At 57.8% G+C, this 21,375-nt stretch carries 22 protein-coding genes and 4 pseudogenes; 13 read left to right on the top strand and 13 right to left on the bottom strand.

The annotated features are described in order from the left end of the window. Positions 1-2 precede the first annotated feature (2 nt). From AC2444_RS32030 to AC2444_RS32010, 5 genes are all read left to right on the top strand, one after another. Positions 3-1,073: a GlxA family transcriptional regulator gene (locus AC2444_RS32030; protein WP_128450007.1), complete on the top strand. Its 1,071-nt coding sequence runs from the start codon at positions 3-5 to the stop codon at positions 1,071-1,073. Between the two features lie 299 nt (positions 1,074-1,372). Then, positions 1,373-2,005 carry a hypothetical protein gene (locus tag AC2444_RS32025; protein ID WP_128450006.1) on the top strand — a complete coding sequence of 211 codons (633 nt, stop codon included), beginning with the start codon at positions 1,373-1,375 and terminating at the stop codon, positions 2,003-2,005. Further along, positions 1,956-2,279, top strand: coding sequence for a hypothetical protein (locus AC2444_RS32020; RefSeq protein ID WP_128450005.1), 324 nt, complete (start codon positions 1,956-1,958; stop codon positions 2,277-2,279). Before AC2444_RS32025 ends, AC2444_RS32020 begins: the two co-directional genes overlap by 50 nt. 437 nt (positions 2,280-2,716) lie before the next feature. Next, positions 2,717-2,974, top strand: coding sequence for a hypothetical protein (locus AC2444_RS32015; RefSeq protein WP_245461284.1), 258 nt, complete (start codon positions 2,717-2,719; stop codon positions 2,972-2,974). A 36-nt stretch (positions 2,975-3,010) separates the two neighbouring features. After that, positions 3,011-3,301 carry a CopG family transcriptional regulator gene (locus AC2444_RS32010; protein ID WP_128450003.1) on the top strand — a complete coding sequence of 97 codons (291 nt, stop codon included), beginning with the start codon at positions 3,011-3,013 and terminating at the stop codon, positions 3,299-3,301. A 77-nt stretch (positions 3,302-3,378) separates the two neighbouring features. Here AC2444_RS32010 and AC2444_RS32005 read toward each other — a convergent pair whose 3' ends face one another. From AC2444_RS32005 to ligD, 3 genes are all read right to left on the bottom strand, one after another. Then, positions 3,379-3,618, bottom strand: coding sequence for a hypothetical protein (locus tag AC2444_RS32005; RefSeq protein WP_164902799.1), 240 nt, complete (start codon positions 3,616-3,618; stop codon positions 3,379-3,381). Positions 3,619-3,988: 370 nt separating this feature from the next. After that, positions 3,989-4,354 (bottom strand): hypothetical protein, encoded by a 366-nt coding sequence (locus tag AC2444_RS32000; RefSeq protein WP_164902798.1) that lies wholly within the window; start codon positions 4,352-4,354, stop codon positions 3,989-3,991. A 25-nt stretch (positions 4,355-4,379) separates the two neighbouring features. Then, the gene (gene ligD / locus AC2444_RS31995) at positions 4,380-5,423 is read right to left on the bottom strand and encodes a non-homologous end-joining DNA ligase (protein WP_128450001.1); all 1,044 of its coding nucleotides are present in this window, start codon (positions 5,421-5,423) and stop codon (positions 4,380-4,382) included. 109 nt (positions 5,424-5,532) lie between these two features. Between ligD and AC2444_RS31990 the strand changes: the two are divergent. Further along, a pseudogene (locus AC2444_RS31990) lies at positions 5,533-5,814 on the top strand (hypothetical protein). Between the two features lie 235 nt (positions 5,815-6,049). Here the strand turns inward: AC2444_RS31990 and AC2444_RS31985 are convergent. Beyond that, complete coding sequence (locus AC2444_RS31985; protein WP_128450000.1) at positions 6,050-6,298, bottom strand: hypothetical protein; 249 nt, start codon at positions 6,296-6,298, stop codon at positions 6,050-6,052. 222 nt (positions 6,299-6,520) lie between these two features. On the opposite strand from AC2444_RS31985, the pseudogene istA reads away from it, so the two are divergent. After that, positions 6,521-8,090 (top strand): annotated as a pseudogene (gene istA, locus AC2444_RS31980) (IS21 family transposase). Continuing rightward, entirely contained in the window at positions 8,020-8,754 is a 735-nt protein-coding gene (gene istB / locus AC2444_RS31975) for an IS21-like element helper ATPase IstB (protein ID WP_128449998.1), read from the top strand. Before istA ends, istB begins: the two are co-directional and overlap by 71 nt. Before the next feature lie 597 nt (positions 8,755-9,351). On the opposite strand, the gene AC2444_RS31970 is transcribed toward istB, so the two are convergent. The 8 genes and pseudogenes from AC2444_RS31970 to AC2444_RS31935 all read right to left on the bottom strand — a co-directional run. Beyond that, complete coding sequence (locus tag AC2444_RS31970; RefSeq protein WP_128449997.1) at positions 9,352-10,317, bottom strand: sterol desaturase family protein; 966 nt, start codon at positions 10,315-10,317, stop codon at positions 9,352-9,354. A 527-nt stretch (positions 10,318-10,844) separates the two neighbouring features. Then, positions 10,845-11,225 (bottom strand): hypothetical protein, encoded by a 381-nt coding sequence (locus AC2444_RS31965; RefSeq protein WP_017996646.1) that lies wholly within the window; start codon positions 11,223-11,225, stop codon positions 10,845-10,847. A gap of 297 nt (positions 11,226-11,522) precedes the next feature. Next, positions 11,523-12,248, bottom strand: a complete 726-nt coding sequence (locus tag AC2444_RS31960) for a Crp/Fnr family transcriptional regulator (protein ID WP_128449995.1) — start codon at positions 12,246-12,248, stop codon at positions 11,523-11,525. A gap of 133 nt (positions 12,249-12,381) precedes the next feature. Then, positions 12,382-12,654, bottom strand: coding sequence for a DUF6894 family protein (locus tag AC2444_RS31955; protein WP_128449994.1), 273 nt, complete (start codon positions 12,652-12,654; stop codon positions 12,382-12,384). A gap of 779 nt (positions 12,655-13,433) precedes the next feature. Continuing rightward, on the bottom strand, positions 13,434-13,910 hold the full coding sequence (locus tag AC2444_RS31950; RefSeq protein ID WP_128449993.1) for a hypothetical protein: 477 nt from the start codon (positions 13,908-13,910) through the stop codon (positions 13,434-13,436). Between the two features lie 160 nt (positions 13,911-14,070). After that, on the bottom strand, positions 14,071-15,831 hold the full coding sequence (locus AC2444_RS31945; RefSeq protein ID WP_245461283.1) for an adenylate/guanylate cyclase domain-containing protein: 1,761 nt from the start codon (positions 15,829-15,831) through the stop codon (positions 14,071-14,073). Beyond that, on the bottom strand, positions 15,815-16,813 hold the full coding sequence (locus AC2444_RS31940; RefSeq protein WP_128449992.1) for an ABC transporter substrate-binding protein: 999 nt from the start codon (positions 16,811-16,813) through the stop codon (positions 15,815-15,817). The genes AC2444_RS31945 and AC2444_RS31940 overlap by 17 nt, the downstream gene beginning before the upstream one ends. Positions 16,814-16,982: 169 nt before the next feature. Next, a pseudogene (locus AC2444_RS31935) lies at positions 16,983-17,087 on the bottom strand (non-homologous end-joining DNA ligase); the annotation flags it as partial. A gap of 111 nt (positions 17,088-17,198) precedes the next feature. On the opposite strand from AC2444_RS31935, the gene AC2444_RS31930 reads away from it, so the two are divergent. The 3 genes and pseudogenes from AC2444_RS31930 to AC2444_RS31920 all read left to right on the top strand — a co-directional run bounded on the left by AC2444_RS31930 (position 17,199) and on the right by AC2444_RS31920 (position 19,836). Further along, positions 17,199-17,477: a hypothetical protein gene (locus tag AC2444_RS31930; RefSeq protein WP_128449991.1), complete on the top strand. Its 279-nt coding sequence runs from the start codon at positions 17,199-17,201 to the stop codon at positions 17,475-17,477. Between the two features lie 1,041 nt (positions 17,478-18,518). Then, complete coding sequence (locus tag AC2444_RS31925; protein WP_206615951.1) at positions 18,519-18,743, top strand: hypothetical protein; 225 nt, start codon at positions 18,519-18,521, stop codon at positions 18,741-18,743. A 273-nt stretch (positions 18,744-19,016) separates the two neighbouring features. Continuing rightward, positions 19,017-19,836: pseudogene (locus AC2444_RS31920) on the top strand (Crp/Fnr family transcriptional regulator). Between the two features lie 234 nt (positions 19,837-20,070). Here AC2444_RS31920 and AC2444_RS31915 read toward each other — a convergent pair. Continuing rightward, positions 20,071-20,400 carry a DUF1515 domain-containing protein gene (locus tag AC2444_RS31915; protein ID WP_128449989.1) on the bottom strand — a complete coding sequence of 110 codons (330 nt, stop codon included), beginning with the start codon at positions 20,398-20,400 and terminating at the stop codon, positions 20,071-20,073. 486 nt (positions 20,401-20,886) lie between these two features. Between AC2444_RS31915 and AC2444_RS31910 the strand changes: the two genes are divergently transcribed. Continuing rightward, positions 20,887-21,111: a hypothetical protein gene (locus AC2444_RS31910; RefSeq protein ID WP_206615943.1), complete on the top strand. Its 225-nt coding sequence runs from the start codon at positions 20,887-20,889 to the stop codon at positions 21,109-21,111. Next, positions 21,102-21,302 (top strand): hypothetical protein, encoded by a 201-nt coding sequence (locus AC2444_RS31905; protein WP_206615942.1) that lies wholly within the window; start codon positions 21,102-21,104, stop codon positions 21,300-21,302. The genes AC2444_RS31910 and AC2444_RS31905 overlap by 10 nt, the downstream gene beginning before the upstream one ends. Positions 21,303-21,375: the final 73 nt, after the last annotated feature.

Below are 21,375 nucleotides of genomic sequence, written 5' to 3'. Positions count from 1 at the left end.
TCATGCGGATTGTCATCCTCGCGCCGCCAGGCGTGCAGTCGCTGGACATCGTCGGCCCTGCTGAAGTTTTCTGGGAGGCCGCGCGAAGGCTGGGCGACATGAGCGCCTACGATATCCAGGTCATGTCAACCGGAGCGCGCTCGATCGCCGGAACCGGTCAGTTGAGGTTCATGGCGGATCGCTCCATCTTCGACGAAGATGAAGAGATCGACACGCTGCTGGTTGCCGGAGATCCTGCTTTTCTCGAAATCGATCCAGAAGTCACTGCATGGCTTCGGCGCCGAGTTCCAGGCGTACGGCGGTTCGGCTCGATCTGCACCGGGGTTTTCCTGCTTGCCGAAGCCGGGCTTCTCGATGGAAAGCGGGTGACGACACACTGGGAATGCGCGGCGAAGTTTAGCCGCGAGTATCCGGCGATCGATCTCGACGCCGATGCCATCTACGTACGGGACGGGTCGCTGATCACCGCCGCCGGTGTCACCGCCGGCATCGATCTCGCCCTTTCGCTTGTTGAAGAGGATCACGGGAAGGACGTAGCAATGATCGTCGCCCGTTACATGGTCATGTTCATGAAAAGACCTGGCGGCCAATCGCAGTTCAGCGCGCACCTTGTCGGGCAGATGTCCGAGACGACGTTGATACAGAAGGCTCAGGAGTTCGTGCTCGCAAATCTGAACGGCAACCTCGACGTCGAGAGTTTGGCGCAAGAGATTGGAATGAGCATCCGTAATTTCGCACGCGTCTTTCGCAAGGAGCTTGGAATCACGCCGGCCGATTTCGTCGCGGCCGCTCGGACGGACGCCGCACGGCGGCTGCTCGAGGACACCGTCCATCCGCTACAGAGGATCGCCACCATCTGCGGGTTCGCAGACGTCAACGCGATGAGGCGGGTCTTTACCAAGACGATCGGCGTGAGCCCGAACGATTATCGAAACCGTTTCCAGGTATCATCCAAAACCATTGCCCAGCCGGCCTCCGACCGGCGCCCTGCTCGACAAACGATAGCCATGGACATCGCACTAGCAATCTCGCATCCTCAAGAGACATCAACGAGCGCAAGCCCACACACTTGAGGCGAGCGCGCCCTCGTCCGGTTCCGTCCGGGTCGATCGAGCTCAAATCCAGGCTGATATTCACGCCGCCGTTGAACATCGACAGGAACCCTTCTGCTCAAGAGGTTAAGCCCGCAGGCGGCTGCCAGCTTCATCGCGATGAATTCGGCCTTGACCACGCTGGGCTAAGATTGAAGCGGGGCAGCGTGTGAAGAAGACGCCTCTGCGCGCGGTAGAGAATACCGCCATCCCACACCGTGCTCATTGGAACCAAGTACATCAGCCCCCAAAGCGCACACATCGCAGGGGTGTTGGCCGCGGTGAAAATGGAGCTTGAGCGAGAAGACGAGGAAATAGAAAAGTCTCGGCCTTCGGCTCTACTTTCCGAACCCGAACCTGTTCGGCCGGCCCCGGCGGTGATTTCACCCGCCGGCATTCATTCCGATGCGAAGCCTCTCCTGACGGAGCTAAGGAGGCTTGAACCCGATCGCGACGGATTTGTCGACCTGAGTTACATCAAGGTCTCCCCTTCTGACATCAACCGTGTGGTGAATCTTGTCAGCGCTCTGGCCTACCAACTGGAGGGCCACGATTTTGAGCTTGTGACGGACAGGAATCGGCTTCGTTTTGCGAAAGACGGCACAACGATTGGGTTCTCTATCACGGCGCCGCGAAAGCGGGTCGCCACCAAAAGTGGATGGCGTTCCTACGATTACCTTCACATCGGGCGGCTGGTCTTCGAGATATATGGCGGCCGTGACGGAACTCGGAAAAATTGGAGCGATACTGACAACCGCAAGGTCGAGGAAGCTATCAGCCAGATCGTGGAGGGGTTCCGCGTCGCCTTGATCGTCGAAAGAGAGCGACAAGAAAAACAACGAATTGAAAACGAGGCTAGCCCATATGGCTCATCGGAGAGAACTGGTCACGCTCAGGCAACAGAGAGAACGTGACCGACTTTCCTTTCTCCATTTCATTGCGGCGGCTCGACGCGAGGTCGCCGACCTCAAAGCCACAATAGCAACTGTACCGCAAGACGGCTCCCTGCCGGACGACTACCAGCGGATGATCGGCTGGGCCAAACGCCGCCTCGATGACCTGGAAGCAGAAACCAGCATCGAACGAATTCAGGAACGCTTGGTCGAACAGCGGCAATACACAGACCCAGATCACCTATTCGATCCCGAGGGTGACCCGCCGCCGAAAGCGAATTACTGGGATGATTGAGGCGGCACCGTGAAGGAAACCGATACCGAAGGTAGACACCGGCCGTATTGGCCGGCGGCGCTTAACAAGAAGATGGCTGCCGCCTACTGTGGAATTTCCTATGAGCTCTTCCGCCAATTGTGCCCCGTGAAGCCGATCTCGGTCACAGACTCGGCTTGGGGACAGCGATACTTGCGGCAGCGGCTGGACGAGTGGCTATTGTCTCAAGATCCGAATGAAGCGATCGGCGCACACCCCCCCGGATGCAAGCGACGAATTGGAGAGTTGGGACTCTTGGGAGCCTGGTCCCCGTAAGAGTGCGGAGCCACGTAAGGGGGCCGGCGGTTACCCAATAGTCGATGATCCAAAGCATCCTCTGAAGGAATGGTATAACCGCCTCGGATTTGATCCAGAGACCATGAGCGAGGAAGGTATGTCGCGGCTTATAGCAAAAGCTCATGAAGAATGCGCAGCCGCCATACCTGGAACTAAACTTGGAAAAAGGCGAGATCAAAGCCTTGAATCACCTCGCGGCGATCGGCCCGAGGGTGAAAGTTCACTGGCGCGACGTCAAGGACTGCGGGCCGGATACCGAGGAGAGACTCAAGATCAGAGGTTTCATTGAAACGTTCCCGCAGGACAATTACCCAGATCGGATCGGCTATTATATGCTCACGGATGAAGGGTTTACCGCTTGGAGACAAGAAGCACCGTAAATACCACACTCGCACCAACCACTGGGACCTCTGAGAATGACGTCGCCCGACACCGCCACCCTCCTTGAAGACGCCGCCGACCGGATCGCCGATATCTCGCGAGCGGATCTCCAGATCATGCTTCGTCGGGCCGCGTTGCTGTTGCGGAACTCCGGCTCGATCGCCTTCGAAGATGACATGGAAGAAGCGCTGCGGGATCTGTCCGGCGAGTTCGGCAAGACGCGCAATGATACGATCAGGTTTATCGTCCGGGAGTGGATGGAGAAGAACACCTATTTGCCGGTGCACGAGCTGGACGAAGATGGCGATGTTGATGGGAGCGCCTGAGCAGCGCTATTCCTGACTGCACCAGCCCGAACACGAAATGGAGCATCAGCATGCCAAGCCTCGCTCAGATGACCGGGTCACCGCATATCCACAACCTCTAAATCGGAAAGTTGAAAGCTGAGCAGGAACAGCTTTTCGAGACCGATCCTGACTTGGCTCAGCTTCTCGACAATGTTGCTGAGTTTCTCAGTGAACACGTAGTCACTTGGCCGATGAAATAGCCGAGCGGGAATACGAGGAGTAGTCAGCTTTAGTTTGACACCGCTCATGGCGGCGCGGGTCGGGGACTTCGCAATGGAGATGATTCCGCGCGGCACGCGTGCTATCCCTTCTGAATATAGAGATTGGCCGCACAGGTCATTAACGGAAGAAGAATGCCAGTCGAGCTTGACCGCCCAATTGCTGGAGATGAAGTTGTACTGTTAGAGCGAACCACCCCGCAAAGATATCGCGAGTGGCTCATTACCCTCACGGGTGGCATTGAGACTCTGCCCGCCGAATTTCGGGACCGCATGCCTGCCCCTGAGGAGGAACTGAAGACTCTCCTCGCGCGGATGCTGCCAGGAGATGAACTCTGGCTTGCGAGGTCGCGGCGCTTTGAGCCAAACGCCCTCGTAGGGAACAGGGGTATTGCAGTCGTACGAAACGGCTATGCCATCTGGTATCGGATAGGTATGCACCACTAACTCATGCGCCAGCCACAGCTGTTGTCTGTGCACGAACTCGAAGAAGATGGATGTCGATGTCGATGTCGATGGGGAAGCTTGATTGAGTGACGGTCGTTTTCAACTGTGGATCGGACTGTGCCTCCTGGGCGGCTTTTGCGCTTACAGCTGGTATTGGTACATTAGGTCGATTATTTTCTACTTTAGAAACGGCTTCGATTTCAGCGAAGATTTCGGCCCTGAAATGTCCGAATTTCCCGATGATGATCGCTTCACGACGAAGCCGAGAGAGAAGTTCCTGGTCGCCTGGCCTGTTTTCGTGTTGGTGACCTCTTTGCTCTTGCTGTTTATAGTTTTGGGTTTGATGGGGGTTCTCAAGCCTTGTCACGCTTGCGGCCCCTAGCGTTGGCGGATCAGTCCATCTCATAAACCTCCGCATTGTCCTGCACATCGCGGAGCCCCTTGTACGACGCATGCCGCAGCTTCCCGTCATGCGTCCACGCCCGGTACTCAACCTCGGCAACAAGTTTGGGATCGATGAAGACCGCGTTTCGCTTCCTCCCGGTATCAACAGCTGGCTTGGCGATGATCAGCCTATCCATCTGCTCCCGGAGCTCGGCGGCGGATCGTTCACTAAAGCCGGTTCCCACTCCCCCGACATAGACCAGATCGTTTCCTTTGCGCGCCGCGAGCAGAAGCCGGCCGATCCCGGCCCGCGCGACTGTGGATCGCTCATAACCGACGATCACAAAGCTGTCGCTCTGGACGCATTTGACTTTCAGCCAGTCGCCGAGCCGGCCGCTGCGATAAGGCGCGTCCCGACGCTTGGCGATGATGCCTTCCAACCCGTGTTCGCAGGCGTTTTCCAGCAGCCGATCGCCGTCGGCCTCGATCTCCTCGGAGAGCCGGATATCGCCCTGCTCGCCGGCCGGCACCAGATCTTCGAGCAGATGCCGGCGCACGTCTAACTCGGACTGCCTGAGGTCGTGACCGTCGAAATAGAGCAGATCGAATGCCATGAAGATGGCGTCGCTTGACATCTTCTTGCCGCCCCGGCCGCCGAGCGATTGTTGCAGCAGGCCAAAATCCGGCCGGCCCTGCTCGTCGAGAACCACCGCCTCGCCGTCGAGGATTGCGGTGCCAACAGGAAGCCACATGGCCGCTTGCTTGATCGCGGGGAAACGATCTGTCCAGTCGTGGCCGCCGCGCGTCAGGATGCGGATGCCCGTCGGCTCGACATGAACCGACAGGCGATAGCCATCCCATTTTACTTCGAAAGCCCATTGAGGCCCTTTGGGCGGCTTCGGCTTCAGGAGAGCAAGGCATGGATCGACGCGATCCGGCATGGGGTCGAGGGGAAGGTTCGGCTGTGCGGGATTTCGTGGCTTGCGAGGCCGGGATCGAACCGGCTTGTCAGCATCCTGCAGGAGCGGCTCTGGTTTCTGCGGCTTTGTCATGCCGCCATCCCATCAGCAATGCCTTAGAAAGCAATTGCCTAATTAGAGTTATTGACTCCGCCTCAGTCGAGAACATTTAGCGACACGCTCGACGGTCGGAGGCTACCCGGTGCCAGATCAGTATCAACCAAAATCTAAATGGCGCGAGACCTGGCCGGGAGAAGGACACCAAGACTTCAGCGGGTTCGACGGCGAGCAGTCCTTCGGCCGAATCCAGTTGGACCAAACTAGCCACAGCAAGATGGGGATGTGAAAGTGGAACATCACCCCTTGGATGCGAGAACATATCGCGTCTCATAGCGGATGGGAGGCAATGTCACGGGAGGCATGCCGGAGGGTCGAGGAGCACTACGAGAAATTGTTGGAATTGCATGGTCGGCCGAAAGGCTGACAAAAATCTTTCGGCATGGGAACTAGTGGCTCCGCCGATCGTAAGGAGTCGGGCCGTGCACAGATTGTTATGGCAGCCACCATACACTTCAATATGCGGTCCGCCGAACCCAAACTAGCCCCGTCCTACCTAAGGCGGGGCTTTTTTGGCCCTCGGCCCATTGGCTTCGACGTGCCAGGAGATGGGCTGAGCGACACCGGCAAGCCGGCGTTCCGCATTCTCGGCCGATATTACTTCAATGATGAGACGTGGACGTTGGCGCGTTTACCTGCAGCGAGTGAGGGCTATCAAACTTCATGATCAGAAGCGTGACCAACTCCTCGCGCGTCCTGTGTCCTTGATTATAGAGGTCGACCGCCGCGCTGCAAAGCAGCTGCATTGATTGTTCCGTTGGCGCGGCGCGATTGTGCCGGCACCAAATCCGAATGGCATCCGAAAGCACATTCACGTCGTCCATCTGGAGTGAGAGATTGAAGTCAGCCATATCATTCTCCTTGAGCGTCGCAACAGCTCGCCCGGATCGCGATAAGGAAACGGTAGTGCATTAACCTCGCAAGGCCAACCATCAGTACGGTTGCGGACGGTTGCCGCGAACTGTGTTTCGGCATGCAAATTTGACCCCCTTGGCGGGGTAATCGGCATTCAATTTTGACCCCCCTCAGATTTCATCTGACCATCCGGCTTTTAGCGGCGGATGGAGCGGGAGTTGAAGCGAGTGGATACGATTGCGCGTGTTCGACGGGCCTTCCATGTGCAGGGCTGGTCGGTGAAGAAGATCGTTCGGGAACTCCACGTGTCGCGCAACACGGTTCGCAAGATTCTGCGTTCCGACGAGACCGATTTTGCCTATGAACGCGAGCGACAACCCCTACCAAGGATCGGAGCCTGGAAGGCCGAGATCGAGCGGTTTCTGGTTGCCAATGAGGGCAAGCCGTCGCGTGAACGGCTAACGCTGATCCGGATTTACGAGGAGGTTCAGGCACTCGGCTACGATGGCAGTTATGACGCGATCCGGCGATATGCCAAGACCTGGGCGAAGAACCGGGGAGCCGTGACAGCGGAAGCCTATGTGCCCCTCTATTACGCGCCAGGCGAAGCCTACCAGTTCGACTGGAGCCACGAGATCATTCTGGTCAACGGGGTGACGACGACCGTGAAGGTCGCGCACGTCCGGCTCTGCCACAGCCGGATGATGTTCGCCCGAGCCTATATGCGCGAGAGCCAGGAGATGGTGTTCGATGCCCATGACAAGGCCTTCGCCTTCTTCCGTGGCACCTGCACGCGCGGCATCTACGATAACATGAAGACTGCGGTCGAGGCGGTGTTCGTCGGCAAGGAGCGACAATACAATCGCCGCTTCCTGCAGATGTGCAGCCACTATCTGGTCCATCCCGTTGCCTGCACGCCAGCATCCGGATGGGAGAAGGGACAGGTCGAGAACCAGGTTGGCCTGGTGCGCGAACGCTTCTTCACCCCACGCCTTCGCGTCAAAAGCCTGGAGGAGCTGAACGTCTGGCTGCTCGATAAGTGCATCGCCTACGCCAAGGCTCACCGCCATCCCGAGCAAACCGAGCGAATGATATGGCAGGTGTTCGAGGAGGAGCGCGGCAGCCTCGTGCATTATGTCGGCCCATTCGATGGCTTCCACTGCGTTCCGGCCTCGGTGTCGAAGACCTGCACGGTCCGCTTCGACAACAACAAATACTCCGTCATCTCGACTGCGGTCGGCCGCCCTGTCGAGGTTCATGCTTATGCCGAGAAGATCATCATCAGGCAGGATGGCGTGAACGTCGGTGAGCATCCTCGTTGCTTTGGCCGTGGCGAGACGATCTACGATCCCTGGCATTATGTCCCTGTTCTGGCTCGCAAACCCGGCGCTTTGCGCAACGGTGCGCCGTTCCGAGAATGGGTCTTACCCGCAGCGATGGAGAAAGTGCGTCGCAGGTTGAAGAGCGTCCATGATGGTGATCGGCAAATGGTCACCATCCTCGGCTGTGTTCCCACCGACGGTCTGGCGGCTGTCGATGCTGCCTGCCAGGAGGCTCTGGATCACGACGTCTGCTCGGCCTCGGTGATCATCAACATTCTCGCCCGCAGCCGTGATCCGGCTCCGGCCGCAACCCTGCAAACCCCGGATGCGCTACGGTTGACCCATGAACCGGTCGCCGACTGCGCACGCTATGACAGCCTCAGGAGGGCAAGCTGATGGAACGCACACAGGTTCTCGAACTGATGAGTACGCTGAAGCTCTATGGAATGCGCAGCGCTTACGATGAGGTCATGGGCAACGGCATCAAACGGCAGCACGAACCGCCGCGCATCGTCGGCGATCTCTTGCAGTCAGAGATCGCCGAGAAGCAGGCCCGCTCTATTCGCTACCAACTCAGCATCGCCAAGCTGCCCCTCGCCAAGGACATCGACGATTTCGACTTCACCGATACGCCTGTCAATGAATCCCTGGTGCGGGAGCTGGCTACCGGCACCTTCGTCGCGGATCAGCGTAACGTCGTCCTCGTCGGCGGCACGGGAACCGGAAAAAGCCATCTCGCCATCGCGATTGCCCGTGCACTGATCCGCAACGGAACACGCGGGCGCTTCTTCAACGTCGTCGATCTGGTCAATCGGTTGGAAACGGAAACGCGCAGCGGCAAGCAAGGGCGGACGGCCGACTATCTCAACCGCCTCGACTTCATCATACTGGATGAACTCGGCTATCTGCCATTTGCCCAGGCGGGCGGCCAACTCCTGTTCCATCTGATCAGCAGGCTCTATGAGCGCACGTCGATCATTGTCACCACGAACCTGGCGTTCGGTGAATGGCCGTCAGTGTTCGGGGACGCCAAAATGACGACAGCACTTCTGGACCGGCTGACCCATCATTGCGAGATTGTCGAAACCGGAAACGAGTCCTGGCGCTTCAAGACCCGCTCTCAAAGCTAAAGCCGAAGACGATCATCACCCGCACTTGGCCTACCCTCTGCAACCCCGGCCGGCGCCGGGCAGGCCAAGCGCTGATCTACACCACCAAGGGGGTCAAAATTGGATGCCGATGAGGGGTGAATTTTGGACGCCGATTGACACCGCGAACCTCCGCCAAGTCACCGGCGATCCGCTTCTTAACTCTTGTACGGAACCGCACGGGAACGTTTCCGATAATCTATTGTTAGGCCACAGGATCGCACAGGTGGCCCCAATCCCGGGGCCGGCCGCCATCCCTTCCTTAAGCCTGTGCGATTCGTCCTTTTCCCAAACTGCCCCGTTTCGGCCGGAAATCCGGCAGTGTGAATGCGTATCGACCGAGCATATTGATATGTTTGAGCCCGAGGGCCGACAGTCTATCGGCTATAGGTTTCTGCACGGGTATTTATGATGGGGGCCTTTCTAACGGCTTTGCGATCGGCTCCACATCAACGCATTAAACCTGGCTTTGTTGGAGCGGAAGCGGCGGCTGGAATCGACCCGTTTCTGTCATTCGGGGCTAGTTCGTGGATTCCCGAAAGCTGCCGCTTATCACAACAGAGCGATGCCAACTTCGCGCTACCGGCGCTCTTCCGTGCCCGACAGCCCCTGCGGCGAGGCAGGTTTTCCGCTTATGAGGCTTATGCCGCACTTGGCCTTGACCGCTTGCCCCGCGCGTTGGAAGAAACGGATTTCCGTGGCGATGCTTTCGCGGAACGGATCGGTTTGGTTGAAGTAGTCGCGGTCCAGACCGAGCTTTGCACCGTCTGCATCGCCCTCGTAATAGGTGCCGAACAAATGATCCCAGATCGGGAAATAATTGGCGAAATTCTTGTCGTGATGTTCCCGCACTCGGGAGTGATGGATGAAGTGGTCGCGTGGTGACTGGATCACGTATTTGCCAAACCAGCCATGCCAGGGAATGGCACTGTGCTTGACCAGGCCAATGGCGCCAAAGGTGATGGTCACGAAGGCGAATTCGGCCGTTGGCAGGCCGATAAGCAGCGCCGGAACGACCATGATGGCCATGTTTATGGCCTTCTCCAGCGGATGCTCCCGCGACGAAGTCAGCGCGTTGAACTCTTCGGCTGCGTGGTGAAATTCGTGCAGCCGCCATAGTACGGGCAGCCGGTGCATCAACCGATGCTGCCAGTAGCTCAAGAAGTCTGTCAGCACTAGGAACAAGAGAACATGTGCCCAGCTTGGCAGCCTCCCGGCAAGGTCCAGGTGGGGGGCATCCCTAGCCGCGCGGGTGATGGCATAGGACAGACCAAATGACGCAAGCGCCGCGAATAGCGTAATCATTCCGGTCGCCTGAAGGACGAAATAAACGATATCGGTGATTGTGGATCTGCTGCGTTCGAAGAAAACCCGACGGAATCCCGAATTGCCGAACCCCACATAGGTGAGTTCCACCGCGAAAACCGTCAGAACCAGGCCAATGGAAATGGCGAAACTGAGCGCCATTGCCTCACCATTCAGATAGTAAGTTTTGTAAAAAAAGCCTCCAAGCTTGTGCAGGCAGTATTCGACGACCAGCTCCATGGCGCTGCTCCAAAACACGAACTGGTACAGCTTAGTCCTGACGATGCGCGTTTGCCAGATTGCTCAAAGGACGATCGGGGGGCGTCCTTTTGATGTATTGTCAGCGGTGGAAGTGCAGTCCCGGGAGGTATGCCGGAGGGTCGAGGAGTATTATGAAAAACTGCTGGAATGACATGGCCGGCCGCAAGGCCGATAAAAAATCTGTCGGGAGGGAACAATTCGGCTCCGCCGATCGTAAGGAGTCGGGTCGTGCAGAGATTTGATATGGCAGCCACCCTACACTTCAATGTGCGGCCCACCGCAACCCAAACTAGCCCCGTCCTACCTAAGGCGGGGCTTTTTTTGGCGTTTCGGCCCATCGGCATCGACACTCCAGGAGGTTGGCTGAGCGACACCGACAATCTCGCCCCCTTCTGGGCCGACTCGTTGGTGGTGCTTAGAGCACTTCCCTCATAATCTTGCGAACAGGAACAGGTGCTCGGGTGGAGCTAGAGGCGGCCGAGCCTTGATAGCGCCTTTGCTCGACACTACTTCCAGGAGTTCTTGCCGATATTCTCTTTTCCGTTCAACACGGTAACCGACTTAGGACCTGTTTTATTCCAGGTCTCACATACCTCTTTCCCAGCGTCCGTTCCGCCCTTCCACGTGCGGCAGAACTTGTTGCCAGTAATGTGCCACACGCCGTCAATGGTGATCACATCTCCGGAATCGAGTTTGACCGAACCATGTGCGGTACCGTCCTTGAGAACCGAAAGCTCGCCGTTGTAGCCTTCTTTTGGCCCGCCCAGCACAATCACCTTGCCGTCCGAAAGCAGAGCTTGAAGCTCTTTTCCAGTCATCGCGGTAGCAGCAATAGCTTGCGCTCCGAGAAACAATACGGATAGTCCAGTTAATAGAATTCTACGCATGCGCCATTCTCTCCGAGTTTTGACAGGCAACATTGTCATCCAATTCATATGAACCACAAGTTGGCGGCTGTCACGTCCCAGTTTTGTGGCCGCTACATCTATAACAAGACGGCGGCGTACTTCTGAGAGAGTATCAAATCGAGGCATTGCGAACGGCAGCACTACGTTCGGGAAATGTTTATCGCTGAACTATCTGCTATGGCTGATGTCAGCTCGTCCCCGTCCCGCGGGTCCAAATCGTAATCCCACCTAACCAGTCGCAGCGACGCATGAGAGAAGCTGCAGCTTTTTCTGAGCTCAAGCCTGCCTGATGGGAAATCCGACGAGCCGTTCGTATTCGCGCTCAGGAACACCATAGGAGCCACCGGCTATGTCCTCCAGCTTCGGCCTGTCCAGGATCCGAATATTCCCGCGCGTGGCCTTGATGGCGTGCACGCCCTCGAGGATGTGAATTTCATTGGTGACCCCCGCACGCCGGACGCCGAGCATAAGCGAGAGGAACTCGTGGGTGAGAGGCAGATTCTTGTCCCGCAGCCGGTCGTGGCACATCAGCAGCCATCGCGCCAGCCGTTCAGGCATGTTGTAGCGGGCATTGGCAAGGGCGGAATGGGCAAGCTGCAAATCGCAGCAATGCGCATATCTGAGAAGCAGGTCGTTGGCCGACGGAATCCGTTCCGCCATGGAATGAAGCACGGATACCGGCACCGAAATTCCGTGCCCCTCGGCCTGCATGAAGGTCCTGTTCGGAGTTTGGTTGACCTTCAGCAGCACATGAGCCCCAGCCATGCCCTCATATCCGACATGCCCGACCTCCACGGATTCGTCATCGGCGTTGGTGGCAACAACTGATGCCAGCCCGCTTTCCAGGAAGTAGGCGGCCTCACTTGGCACATCCGGCGCGATCACTTCGAATTTCACCGGGAGCGCTACCGGCTGCATCGCGGGCCGCAGCAGATCGTACGCTTCGGGCTCGAGCGCTCTCAGAAGTAGGTTTCGAACATCAGACTGCGAAAAGTCGGACATGGCCCAGCCTCCGGCGGGATTGAGCCCGATCTCATGTCGACGTCACGGGGACGCGTCAGCAATGTTAAGCTTATGGGTCAAAGCACCAGTACAGGCCAAGAGGGGCTAAGCCGTCTGTGCGGTTTTGACATTTCTACAACGCGCCGGGCACTTGCCCAGTGACATTCACATGATCCACGATTTGGACGGCCGCCGTGAAGGATAGAACAATGACGGTCAAGCCGCGCTCATCGGTGACGTTCATAAGCCACGCAGAAACGTCACCCTTCGTCAACAGAGCGCCCCGCAGCCGCTCGGCTATGGTCTCCACAGCCTCGGTACGGGCGCTCTGCAGGTCCGGGTGCTCCGAGCCCAGAGTGTCCGGAATCGAGATGCCGTCATGGACGTTGAAAAAGTAGCGAGCCATCCAGCCATTGCTCCTGTACAGGCAAGAGCAATCGGGTTCTCTTAGCCATCCGCGCCTGGATCGATGGCGGATGATGTCCCATCATCGCATGTAATCACGTTCTAATGAAGGCGCATTGCGCGCGGTCATCGGGGTCACTGCGAGCGAATGATGAAGAGAACCGTCAGAAGCTACTCAAGGAAGGGCAGGTCAAGGCATGGATTTCGCGACAGCGGAACCAATCGAGAGGTTGGAGGCCGCCCAACGCACAGGAGACATTATGCTTGGGGTTAGCAAGTAATCGCTGAGCGGCCTACCGAATAATACTCAGCGCACGTGTAATTTGAAGACCCTTTGTCCTTCTGAGCGAAATCGTACGATATTTGATTAATTTCTGAGCGAACCTGTGGAAAGTAATATTATTCATTGCTCACGTAGGAGGGTTATGCAAAGTAGTTGTAGCAACGCCATAATGCGTTCCTGCCTAGAAACCACCCCCCTATCTAAGCCCCGCTCTTGCGGGGATTTTTCTTGCTCTGGGCAGTTAAGCTCTGGAGGATCGGTACTAGAGCGTACCGGGAACCGGCGTGCCCCTTGGTTGTTAGACTGGAAGGAACGCAATGGTGTGTTCCTCTAAGGCCACCGAACTTGCCCCGCCCAGGCGGGGCTTTTTTTATTAAAGAGATCCCCTTCGCGTCACGACCAGCTGATATCTGAGGGCTTTTCTGGCCAGCCCTGCAGGCCATACTGCCGGCCGCCGCTCTCATGCCGAAAGTCTGGAGATCATACGCGGCAGGATTTCAAGCGCTCGCCCCGGTGCCCGGCCCATCGCGCGTCAAATTGTCCCCTTCGATCTTCGCATGGAACTGGGATTCATGTGCCCATTCCGTCTCTGCCGCTTCCAACTCCTCCGGGGAAAGATGGTAGATAACGAGCTTTTCAAGCACTTCGTCCACGTCCCGCGCCATGCCGAGAAGGTCCATGGACTTGCCCATATGGCCGCGCTCTCCGAACGTATCGAAGCACATGCCGGAGACCAGATCTCGAAGGTCGAGAACCTTCTTCGTCGTCTCCGCCAAGAAGTGCGGTTCATCTCCAAAATCGAGTGAATCAGACACGGCTTGCGCTCGACGGGAAAGAGCTTCTGATCGAGACCTCGACCCGTCTTCCTCGAAAAGGTCATAGCACTGTCTGCTGACGTGCTCCGCGTAGACCGCGAATTTCATGACATCGCCTGGCGAGATTTTCTGATCGTTTCTGTACAAAATGGTGGGCATGCCAAATCCTCCACGCTGGAATAGGAATATCAGGTTGCCGCAGGAATGTTCCTATTTTGTTCTTTTTGGTGAAGGAGTCAAGGTCGCTTTTTCTTCAGGACCGTCAGCCCACTGTCGAGGTCGGCGTTGGCGGCAAGCATGCCCCGTTTGATCTTCCGATTCATGCTCCGACCTTCCAAGCAGGTATTTGCTCGTCGAAACCTTTGAGCTGCCGCGGGCCGAGAGCGACCAATAAGATTTCTCCACCCACGGATTGCGCCACGACGTGATCGACGAGGATTTGGCGATCAGCGGCGGACGAACAGAGTCGCGATGCCAGGTTCACGACGTGTCCGATCGCGGTGTAGTCAACCCGGGCTTCGTAACCAATTCGGCCGACTGTAGCCCATCCCATCGCCAGTCCTATGCCGAAGCCGACCGCGTGGCCGCGCAGACGCCATTCGGCGATCAGGCGCTGGATGGCATCCTGCATGTCGATGGCCATCTCAACAGCACGAAGCGCCGGATCCGCGCACGGTACCGGGGCGTTGACGAGCACCATCAAACCGTCCGCCGCGAAGTTGGTCAGCGTGGCCCCGTAGCGCGTGATGATCGCGCCGAGCGCCTCATAGTACTCGCGCAAGACATGCATGATCTCCTCAGGTTCGGCGTGCGCCGAAAAAGCGGTGAAGCCACGTAAATCGCAGAACACAGCGACCACTTCTACACGCTGTCCGGCGAGCACGCTCTCGTCCCCGGAAGTTTCGACGAGTTCCGCGACCTGCGGCGCTAGAAAACGCTTCAGCCGCGCGATCCGCTCCGAACGATCCCGCGACACGGCGAGTTCTTGCGCCATTTCATTGAACCGCTCCGCCAGCCGTTCGAATTCGTCTCCCGTGGCGATTTCGATCCGGTGCTCGAATTGTCCAGCACCGATTTTTTCGGTGCCCTCCTCCAGCAGGCGGATTGGCCCGGTCATCCGCCTGGCAAGCCAGTAGGCAAGCGCCGATGCGAAGATGGCGGCGGCGAGCAGCAGGCCGCCAGTCCGCCACAATGACGCATACAGCGGTGCGAAAGCCTCGGCCTGCGCCTGCTCCACGAACACGGTCCAACCGGGATTGGGGATCGCTGTCATGGCGGTCACGACTGGTTCGTTCTCGGCGTTGCTGGCCGTGGTCGCCTCTCCTCCCGCGGCGGCGAGCTCGTCGCGCAGTCTCGCATGAGCCGCCGCCGTCTTCTCGTCCGTTCCCCGCAACACCTTGCTGATGTCGGGGTGGGCAATGAGCCGGCCGGCCCGGTCGAGAACAAAGGCTCGGCCACGACTGCCGACGCGAATTTCCGAAACCACCGTCCAGACAAGCTTCAGGTTGATCTCGGCGACGACGATGCCACCTGCCTTACGCTTTCCGGCCATGGCAATGGTCATGAAAGGTTCGGAGCCGCCTCGAAACGTGACTGGACCGAACCATGAGCCATTCGAACGAACTCCCACGACAGCAGGATCGCCAGAGCGATCCCATCCGCCTGCCATCCTGTTCAAGTCGATACGGGAGACATGCAGCCGTTCGAGGCCGACATCGTCAATAAGGGTGATGCTGACGATCGCCGGCGCTTGGCGCATCACCCGCAGTGCATCGATACGATGCTGTCCCTCCGCATCAGCGGTCCAGTCTTGCTGCACCGTCCAACCCAGTTGATCCTTGACGCCGTCGAGAAAGCTCTGAATTTTATATGCGGCCGATGTGGCCTCCACCCGCAATAGAGTGCTGAGCATGGAACGCTGCTCGCGATAGCCGAACCACGCATCGCCGATGCCGCTAACGCCCAGCGGAACAATGACCGCAGCGAAGAAGGCGAGGAAGTACTTCCGGAACAGCGATCGGCGCATCGGGGCTTGAGGCTGGACCGAACGTCGCACATCATCCTCACTCGATGACTTCATCAGCCATCAGCAAAACGGTCTGCGGTAGCTCGATGCCGAGCGCATTGGCCGTCTTCAGATTGACCGACAAGTCGAACTTCGTCGGCTGCTCGATCGGCAACTCCCCTGGCTTGGTGCCTTTCAAAATGCGATCGACATAATAGGCGAGCCGATGTTGCATTACCGCATAGTCCGCCGAATATGCCATCAGGCAGCCGTCCGTGACGTACCACGAGCCCCAAGCCATGATCGGCAGGCGATGCTTGATCCCCAAGGCGGCGATCCGCGACGACTGGTCGGCCAGCATGAGGTCGGGAAGCACCAAGGCAGCTTGAGCGCCATCGGCCTTCATGCGCGAGAACGCGGCATCGAGTTCGCCCGGCTCGCTGACTTGCTGGAGGCTCAAAGCCACTCCGAGCTGGCCGGCAGCTTGCTTGGTGTCCGTTTCGAAGGGGAGATATGACACCACCGGGTTCGCCAGCACGCCGACCGCGGCAAGCCCCGGCATTGCCTCCATCAAAAGCTGCAGCCGTTTGGCGGCGAGTTCGGTGGCGTAATAGGTGACGCCGGTGAGGTTGCCCCCAGGTTTCGCGAGGCTGTTCGCCAAGCCCGCCGCAACTGGGTCGCCGCTGATGATGGTCACGATGGGGATTGCTTCAGTCGCCCTTTGGACGGCATGCGCCGCCGGCTGAGACGACGTCACGATCACATCCACGCGGAGCTGCACCAGGTCCCTCGCCGCAGCCGCAAGGTGATTGTCCTGCTTACTCGCGCTCCGGCACTCGAAGCTGAGTTCGTTCATCGCGTAGCCCAGATCGTGAAGCCCTCGCATGAAGATTCCGAACTCACTGGTTTGGCTCGCATACGGCATACCGCAAGGCAACCAGGCGAGAAGGCCAATCCGCGGCGTCTTGGCCGACGTCTGCTGCGCGGCGGCGATGGCAGGAAAGCTTATCGCCAGCGCGACTGCAAGTTCGATGTAGGGACGTCGTTTCGGGTTCATCCGAATACCCCTTGCGGATCCACGGCCGCGGGTGAGCCGATGAGATCAGGCAATTGCTGCAAACTCACCTTGCGAAGCGCCCTTTCTCCTGAAGGAACGACCGACGAACAAGCCGAGATATTCAGCGGACGAAAGTATAGTCGATGTTGCCGCGGATTGCACGGGCAGCGAGGGGAAGATTCGGCTGAGCAGGATCTCGCGCTTCGCGAGCGCGGGAACGAATCGGCTTATCTGTATCCTGCTGGAGCGGTTTTGGTCTCGGCGGCTTTGTCATGCCGCCATCCCATCAGCAATGTCTTAAAAAAAGCAATTGCCCAATAAGAGTTATTGATTTCGGCCAAGTCCAGAACAGTTAGCGACATCGCTAGACCGTCGGAGGTACCAGGTGCCAAAGCAATACCTGCCAAAATACAAATGGCGCGAGACGTGGCCAGGAGAAGGACATCAGGACTTCAGCGGTTTCGACGGCGAACAGTCGTTCGGCCGCATCCAGCTGGACCAAAGTAGTCACACTAAGATGGGTATGTGGAAGTGGAACATCACCCACATCCCCTGGGTGCGAAAGCAGATCGTACCACACAGCGGTTGGGAAGAGACCACGCGGGAAGCATGCCGGAGGGTCGAGCAGCATTACGCAAAATTGTTGGAATTGCATGGCCGGTGAAAGGCTGAAAAAATTCGTCGGCGCGGGAACAATTGGCTCCGCCGATCGTAAGGGGTCGGGCCGTGCAGAGATTGTTTGGCAGCCTACCATACACTTCAATACGCGGCCCGCCGAACCCAAACTAGCCCCGTCTCACCTAAGGCGGGGCTTTTTTGGCGTTTCGGCCCACTGGGGAACGACTGGGGTGATTGCGCATATTGCCCCTTCATCTGAGGTTCAGGTTGGATCCCCGAAATTAGTCCGATAGCCCGGCCACAGATCTATGGACACCTAGATGTTTCCAGCGCTGACCTCCCTTTGCGACCATGATATTGATGTTGTGGTCGATGCCGTGACGGAATGGTGTTCTCAACATCATTGCGACATTCGGAGCTGTCGCGGGCAATTTGCCCTCGCTGCGGCTGTCGATGCGCTCCAGAGTTCACGGAACCATGACACTTTGCTCCAGCATCTCTCCGAGAGATTGGGCGAACAATAATTCGCTAGTCTTGGGTTTATGGTGACCCCGAGCGCACAGGAGAAGCGATGCTTGGGGTTAGCAAATTATCGCTGAGCGGCCTGCGGAATAATACTCAGCATTGCTGTAACCTGAAGTCACTTTATCCTTCAGAGCGAAATCGTACGAAACATGCTTAATTTCGGAGCACGCCTGTGGAAATAAAGTATTACTTATTGCTAACATAGCAAGCCTATGCAAGAAGGTTTTGCAGCGCCACGACGCGATCTAGCCTAGAAACCACCCCTACCTAAGCCCCGCTCTTGCGGGGATTTTCTTTCTCGGGGTGTTTAAGCTCTGGAAGATTGTACGAAAGCGCACAGGGAACCGGCCTGACCCGTTCTTTGTTAGATCGGAGAACGCAATGGTGTGTTCCCTAAGGCTCGTTAACTTGCCCCGTCTCGGCGGGGCATTTTTTAATCACCGAGGTCAACTCGGCTGGCATGAACAGACCAGTAACCAGATTTGGTTTTTCACGTCTTACACCAGGTTGAAACTTGATATGCATGACTCTCGCTTAACTGGTGGAGACGAAGTTGGCTGAAATGATGTTGATGTATTCGACCACTCCGATCACAGTTCACAGCTGGCTCCCCGGCACTGCGAACAAACACTTCATCTCTCTGCAAGCAGCCATCGAATACGCCGGAGAGCAAGCCGACGAGCTCTCGACGATCGAGGTACTGATTCCCACGGGCAACCATCGTTTTGTAATCATCTGGGGTGAGCAACTCGCCGCATTGATTAAGCGGATTTGCGCTTCTCACTGACGATCACTCCAAACCAGCCGCAGATTTGAAGGAAACTATCTTCACAACTGCGCCGTCTGAACTTGTGATCTCAAACTCCTGGTCTCCTACGCGGTTGCCTGCACGCGGGGCTTTTTTCTGAGTCGCAGCGGTTTCCGGTCCGCTTTCGGCCTGGGATAGCGGCCTGGCGCAAACGCGTGGCCGCTCGTTGGAATTGTCAAAACCGCACGGAGCCTGAAGCCCTCGAACGAAAGGAGTAGGTTATCGTTTTGACATTCCGGATGGTGCGATTTCATGACAGAATTGCTGCAGAGGCGGGTGAATAACAGGTTGTTGCGGCGATTTCCGGAGGATGCTTTCGAGCTTCTCGCGCCGTTCCTCGAACCTATCGATCTTCCTGTCAAGCGCCCACTCGTGCTGCCGCGCAAACCAATTGAACATGTCTGCTTTATTGAGAGCGGCCTCGCCTCGATGGTCGCCGAAAGCGCCGAGGGCAGAAGCGTCGAAGTCCGCCACATCGGCCGCGAAGGCATTGTCGGATACCCCGTTATTCTCGGCGTGGATCGGACGCCCAACAAGACCTTCATGCAGGTGTCAGGCCACGGGCTTCAGGTCGCTAAGGAGGATTTTCTTCCGACGCTTGAGAACGCGGATGTGCGGCAACTGCTGCTGCGCTATGTCCATGGGCGTGCCCCGCCATCGGGGCACGCCCGTGCCGCCCTGTGCGATCCTGCGCACCTGCGAGCTGCAGCTTGCCCACAGTGCTCTGGCAGCCGCTCAGTATGACGTACATCAGCGGCTGGCACGCTGGTTACTCATGTGTCACGACCGCATCGACGGCCATGATCTGCCCCTGACGCATGAGTTCCTGGCGCTGATGCTTGGCATCAGGCGGTCGGGCGTCACCAATGAGCTGCACGTCCTTGAGGGGATCCATGCCATCAAATCGAGACGCGGCAATGTCCGCATCCTGGACCGCGACAAGCTCATCGAAATCGCCGGCGGCTGCTACGGCGTGCCGGAACAGGAGTACCAGCGGCTGATCGAGGCGCCGGGACAGCCGTCGGTTCTTCCCGTGCATTTAAACGAAAATCACCACAACCGTATGATTTGAACAGCGCCCGGGGAATAAGCCTCAAGCGACGGGCGGTGATCCGCTCTCTAACTCTTGTACGGAACCGCACAGGAACATTTCTGGCAATCTATTGTTAGCCCACAGGATCGTACAGGTGGCCCCAATCCCGGGGCCGGCCGCCATCCCTTCCTTCAGCCTGTGCGATCCGCCCTTTCCCAAACTGCCCCGTTTCGACGGAGCTTCTTTTTGATACGCCGAGCAAATCGCGAGCAATCAGTTAATCTTCAACCAATGCCGAAGCGCCGCCACTGCCCCATCACTGGCATAGGCAATGATGCCGCCGATCGTCAGGCCGGCGAAAGCGATGAGCCCCGAGATGCCGTAGCCGAGGGTCTTCATTTTCTTCCACTCTTCGAGTGTCGGGGCGACCGCCTCATGGTTCTTTTCGACGGTGTCCTTGAGGGTTTTGATTTCCTCGCGGATCTGACCATCGACGTTGCCGTCGCTGACCCCTTCGCGAAGATGAGAAACACTGTCCTCGATGCCGGTCAATCTGCCTTCGACGCGGCCGAGCGCGCGAAGAGTATCGTCATTGGATGCCATCAAGCTGTCTGCCCTGTCTCATTTCAACTGTCGCGCGGCGGAAGCGCGGCGTCGCATCGACGACCGCCCTTCGCGCTTTTTGGGAGGAAAAGGTCAAACTGTCTCGTAGCAGCCGATGTCATAGAGCCCTTGGGGAAGCAGGTTCCCGAAGAGGTCACGAGTCCCGGGGTTGATGCCGTGAGGGTGTTGATGTCCTGGCCGCCATTCTTGCAGGGCGACCCGGACTGCGTCTTGTACGGTGCCAGGAGCGTGGTGTTGAAGCCGTTGGTGTTGCCCACGGGGACAGTCCCAACGAGGAGCGGGCTGGTGGACTTGAAGGTTGCCACTCCGGTCACAGTCTCCTGGGTCGTGAAGGCTGCCCTCCGGTTGGAGAAGGTGGTGTAGGTCGTGGCTTGCCCCGCTCTGGAAAGCAGCGCAGGCCGACCACCAGCAATGCCGCCAGAGATCCATCGGCGGGGAATCTTGAAATTGATACGAGGGACAAAGATGTCTGAAAAGCGCAAGAAGCAGACGAGCGGACTGGAATGGAAGCCCAAAATCAAGGTCGAAAAGGTTACCATAGACAATCCCTTCTATTCCAAGGCTCACCAAGGTATCGAAGCAAACCCGGTCAAGATCCAGGCGCAGATGAACATCCGCGAGAGCGCTGTCGTCACACTCGCTGCAAGGAAGCAGATCAACGATGTGTTCCGGAAAATTGGATGCCGATAAGGGAGGTGCGGACGAATTTTTGGACGCCGATTGACATCAACGAGGCGCAGCTTGCCGCAGCGACACGCTTCAGGTCGCTTTATGAGGCCATGGGCGGGGCAGGGACGGGATCGTTCGACTACAGCCGCGAGCCGGTCGACGGCGGCGGCTCGCGCGAGCCGCTGACGGAACAGCAGATCCGCGCCGGCTAGGAGCTGAAGCGCTGCCGGGAAATCCTCGGCATCAAAGCCTATGACATCATGAGCAAGGTCGCCGGCCAAGGCT

This window comes from Rhizobium sp. WSM1328 (assembly GCF_057653715.1).
This window is presented reverse-complemented; position numbering and strand designations above follow the sequence as displayed.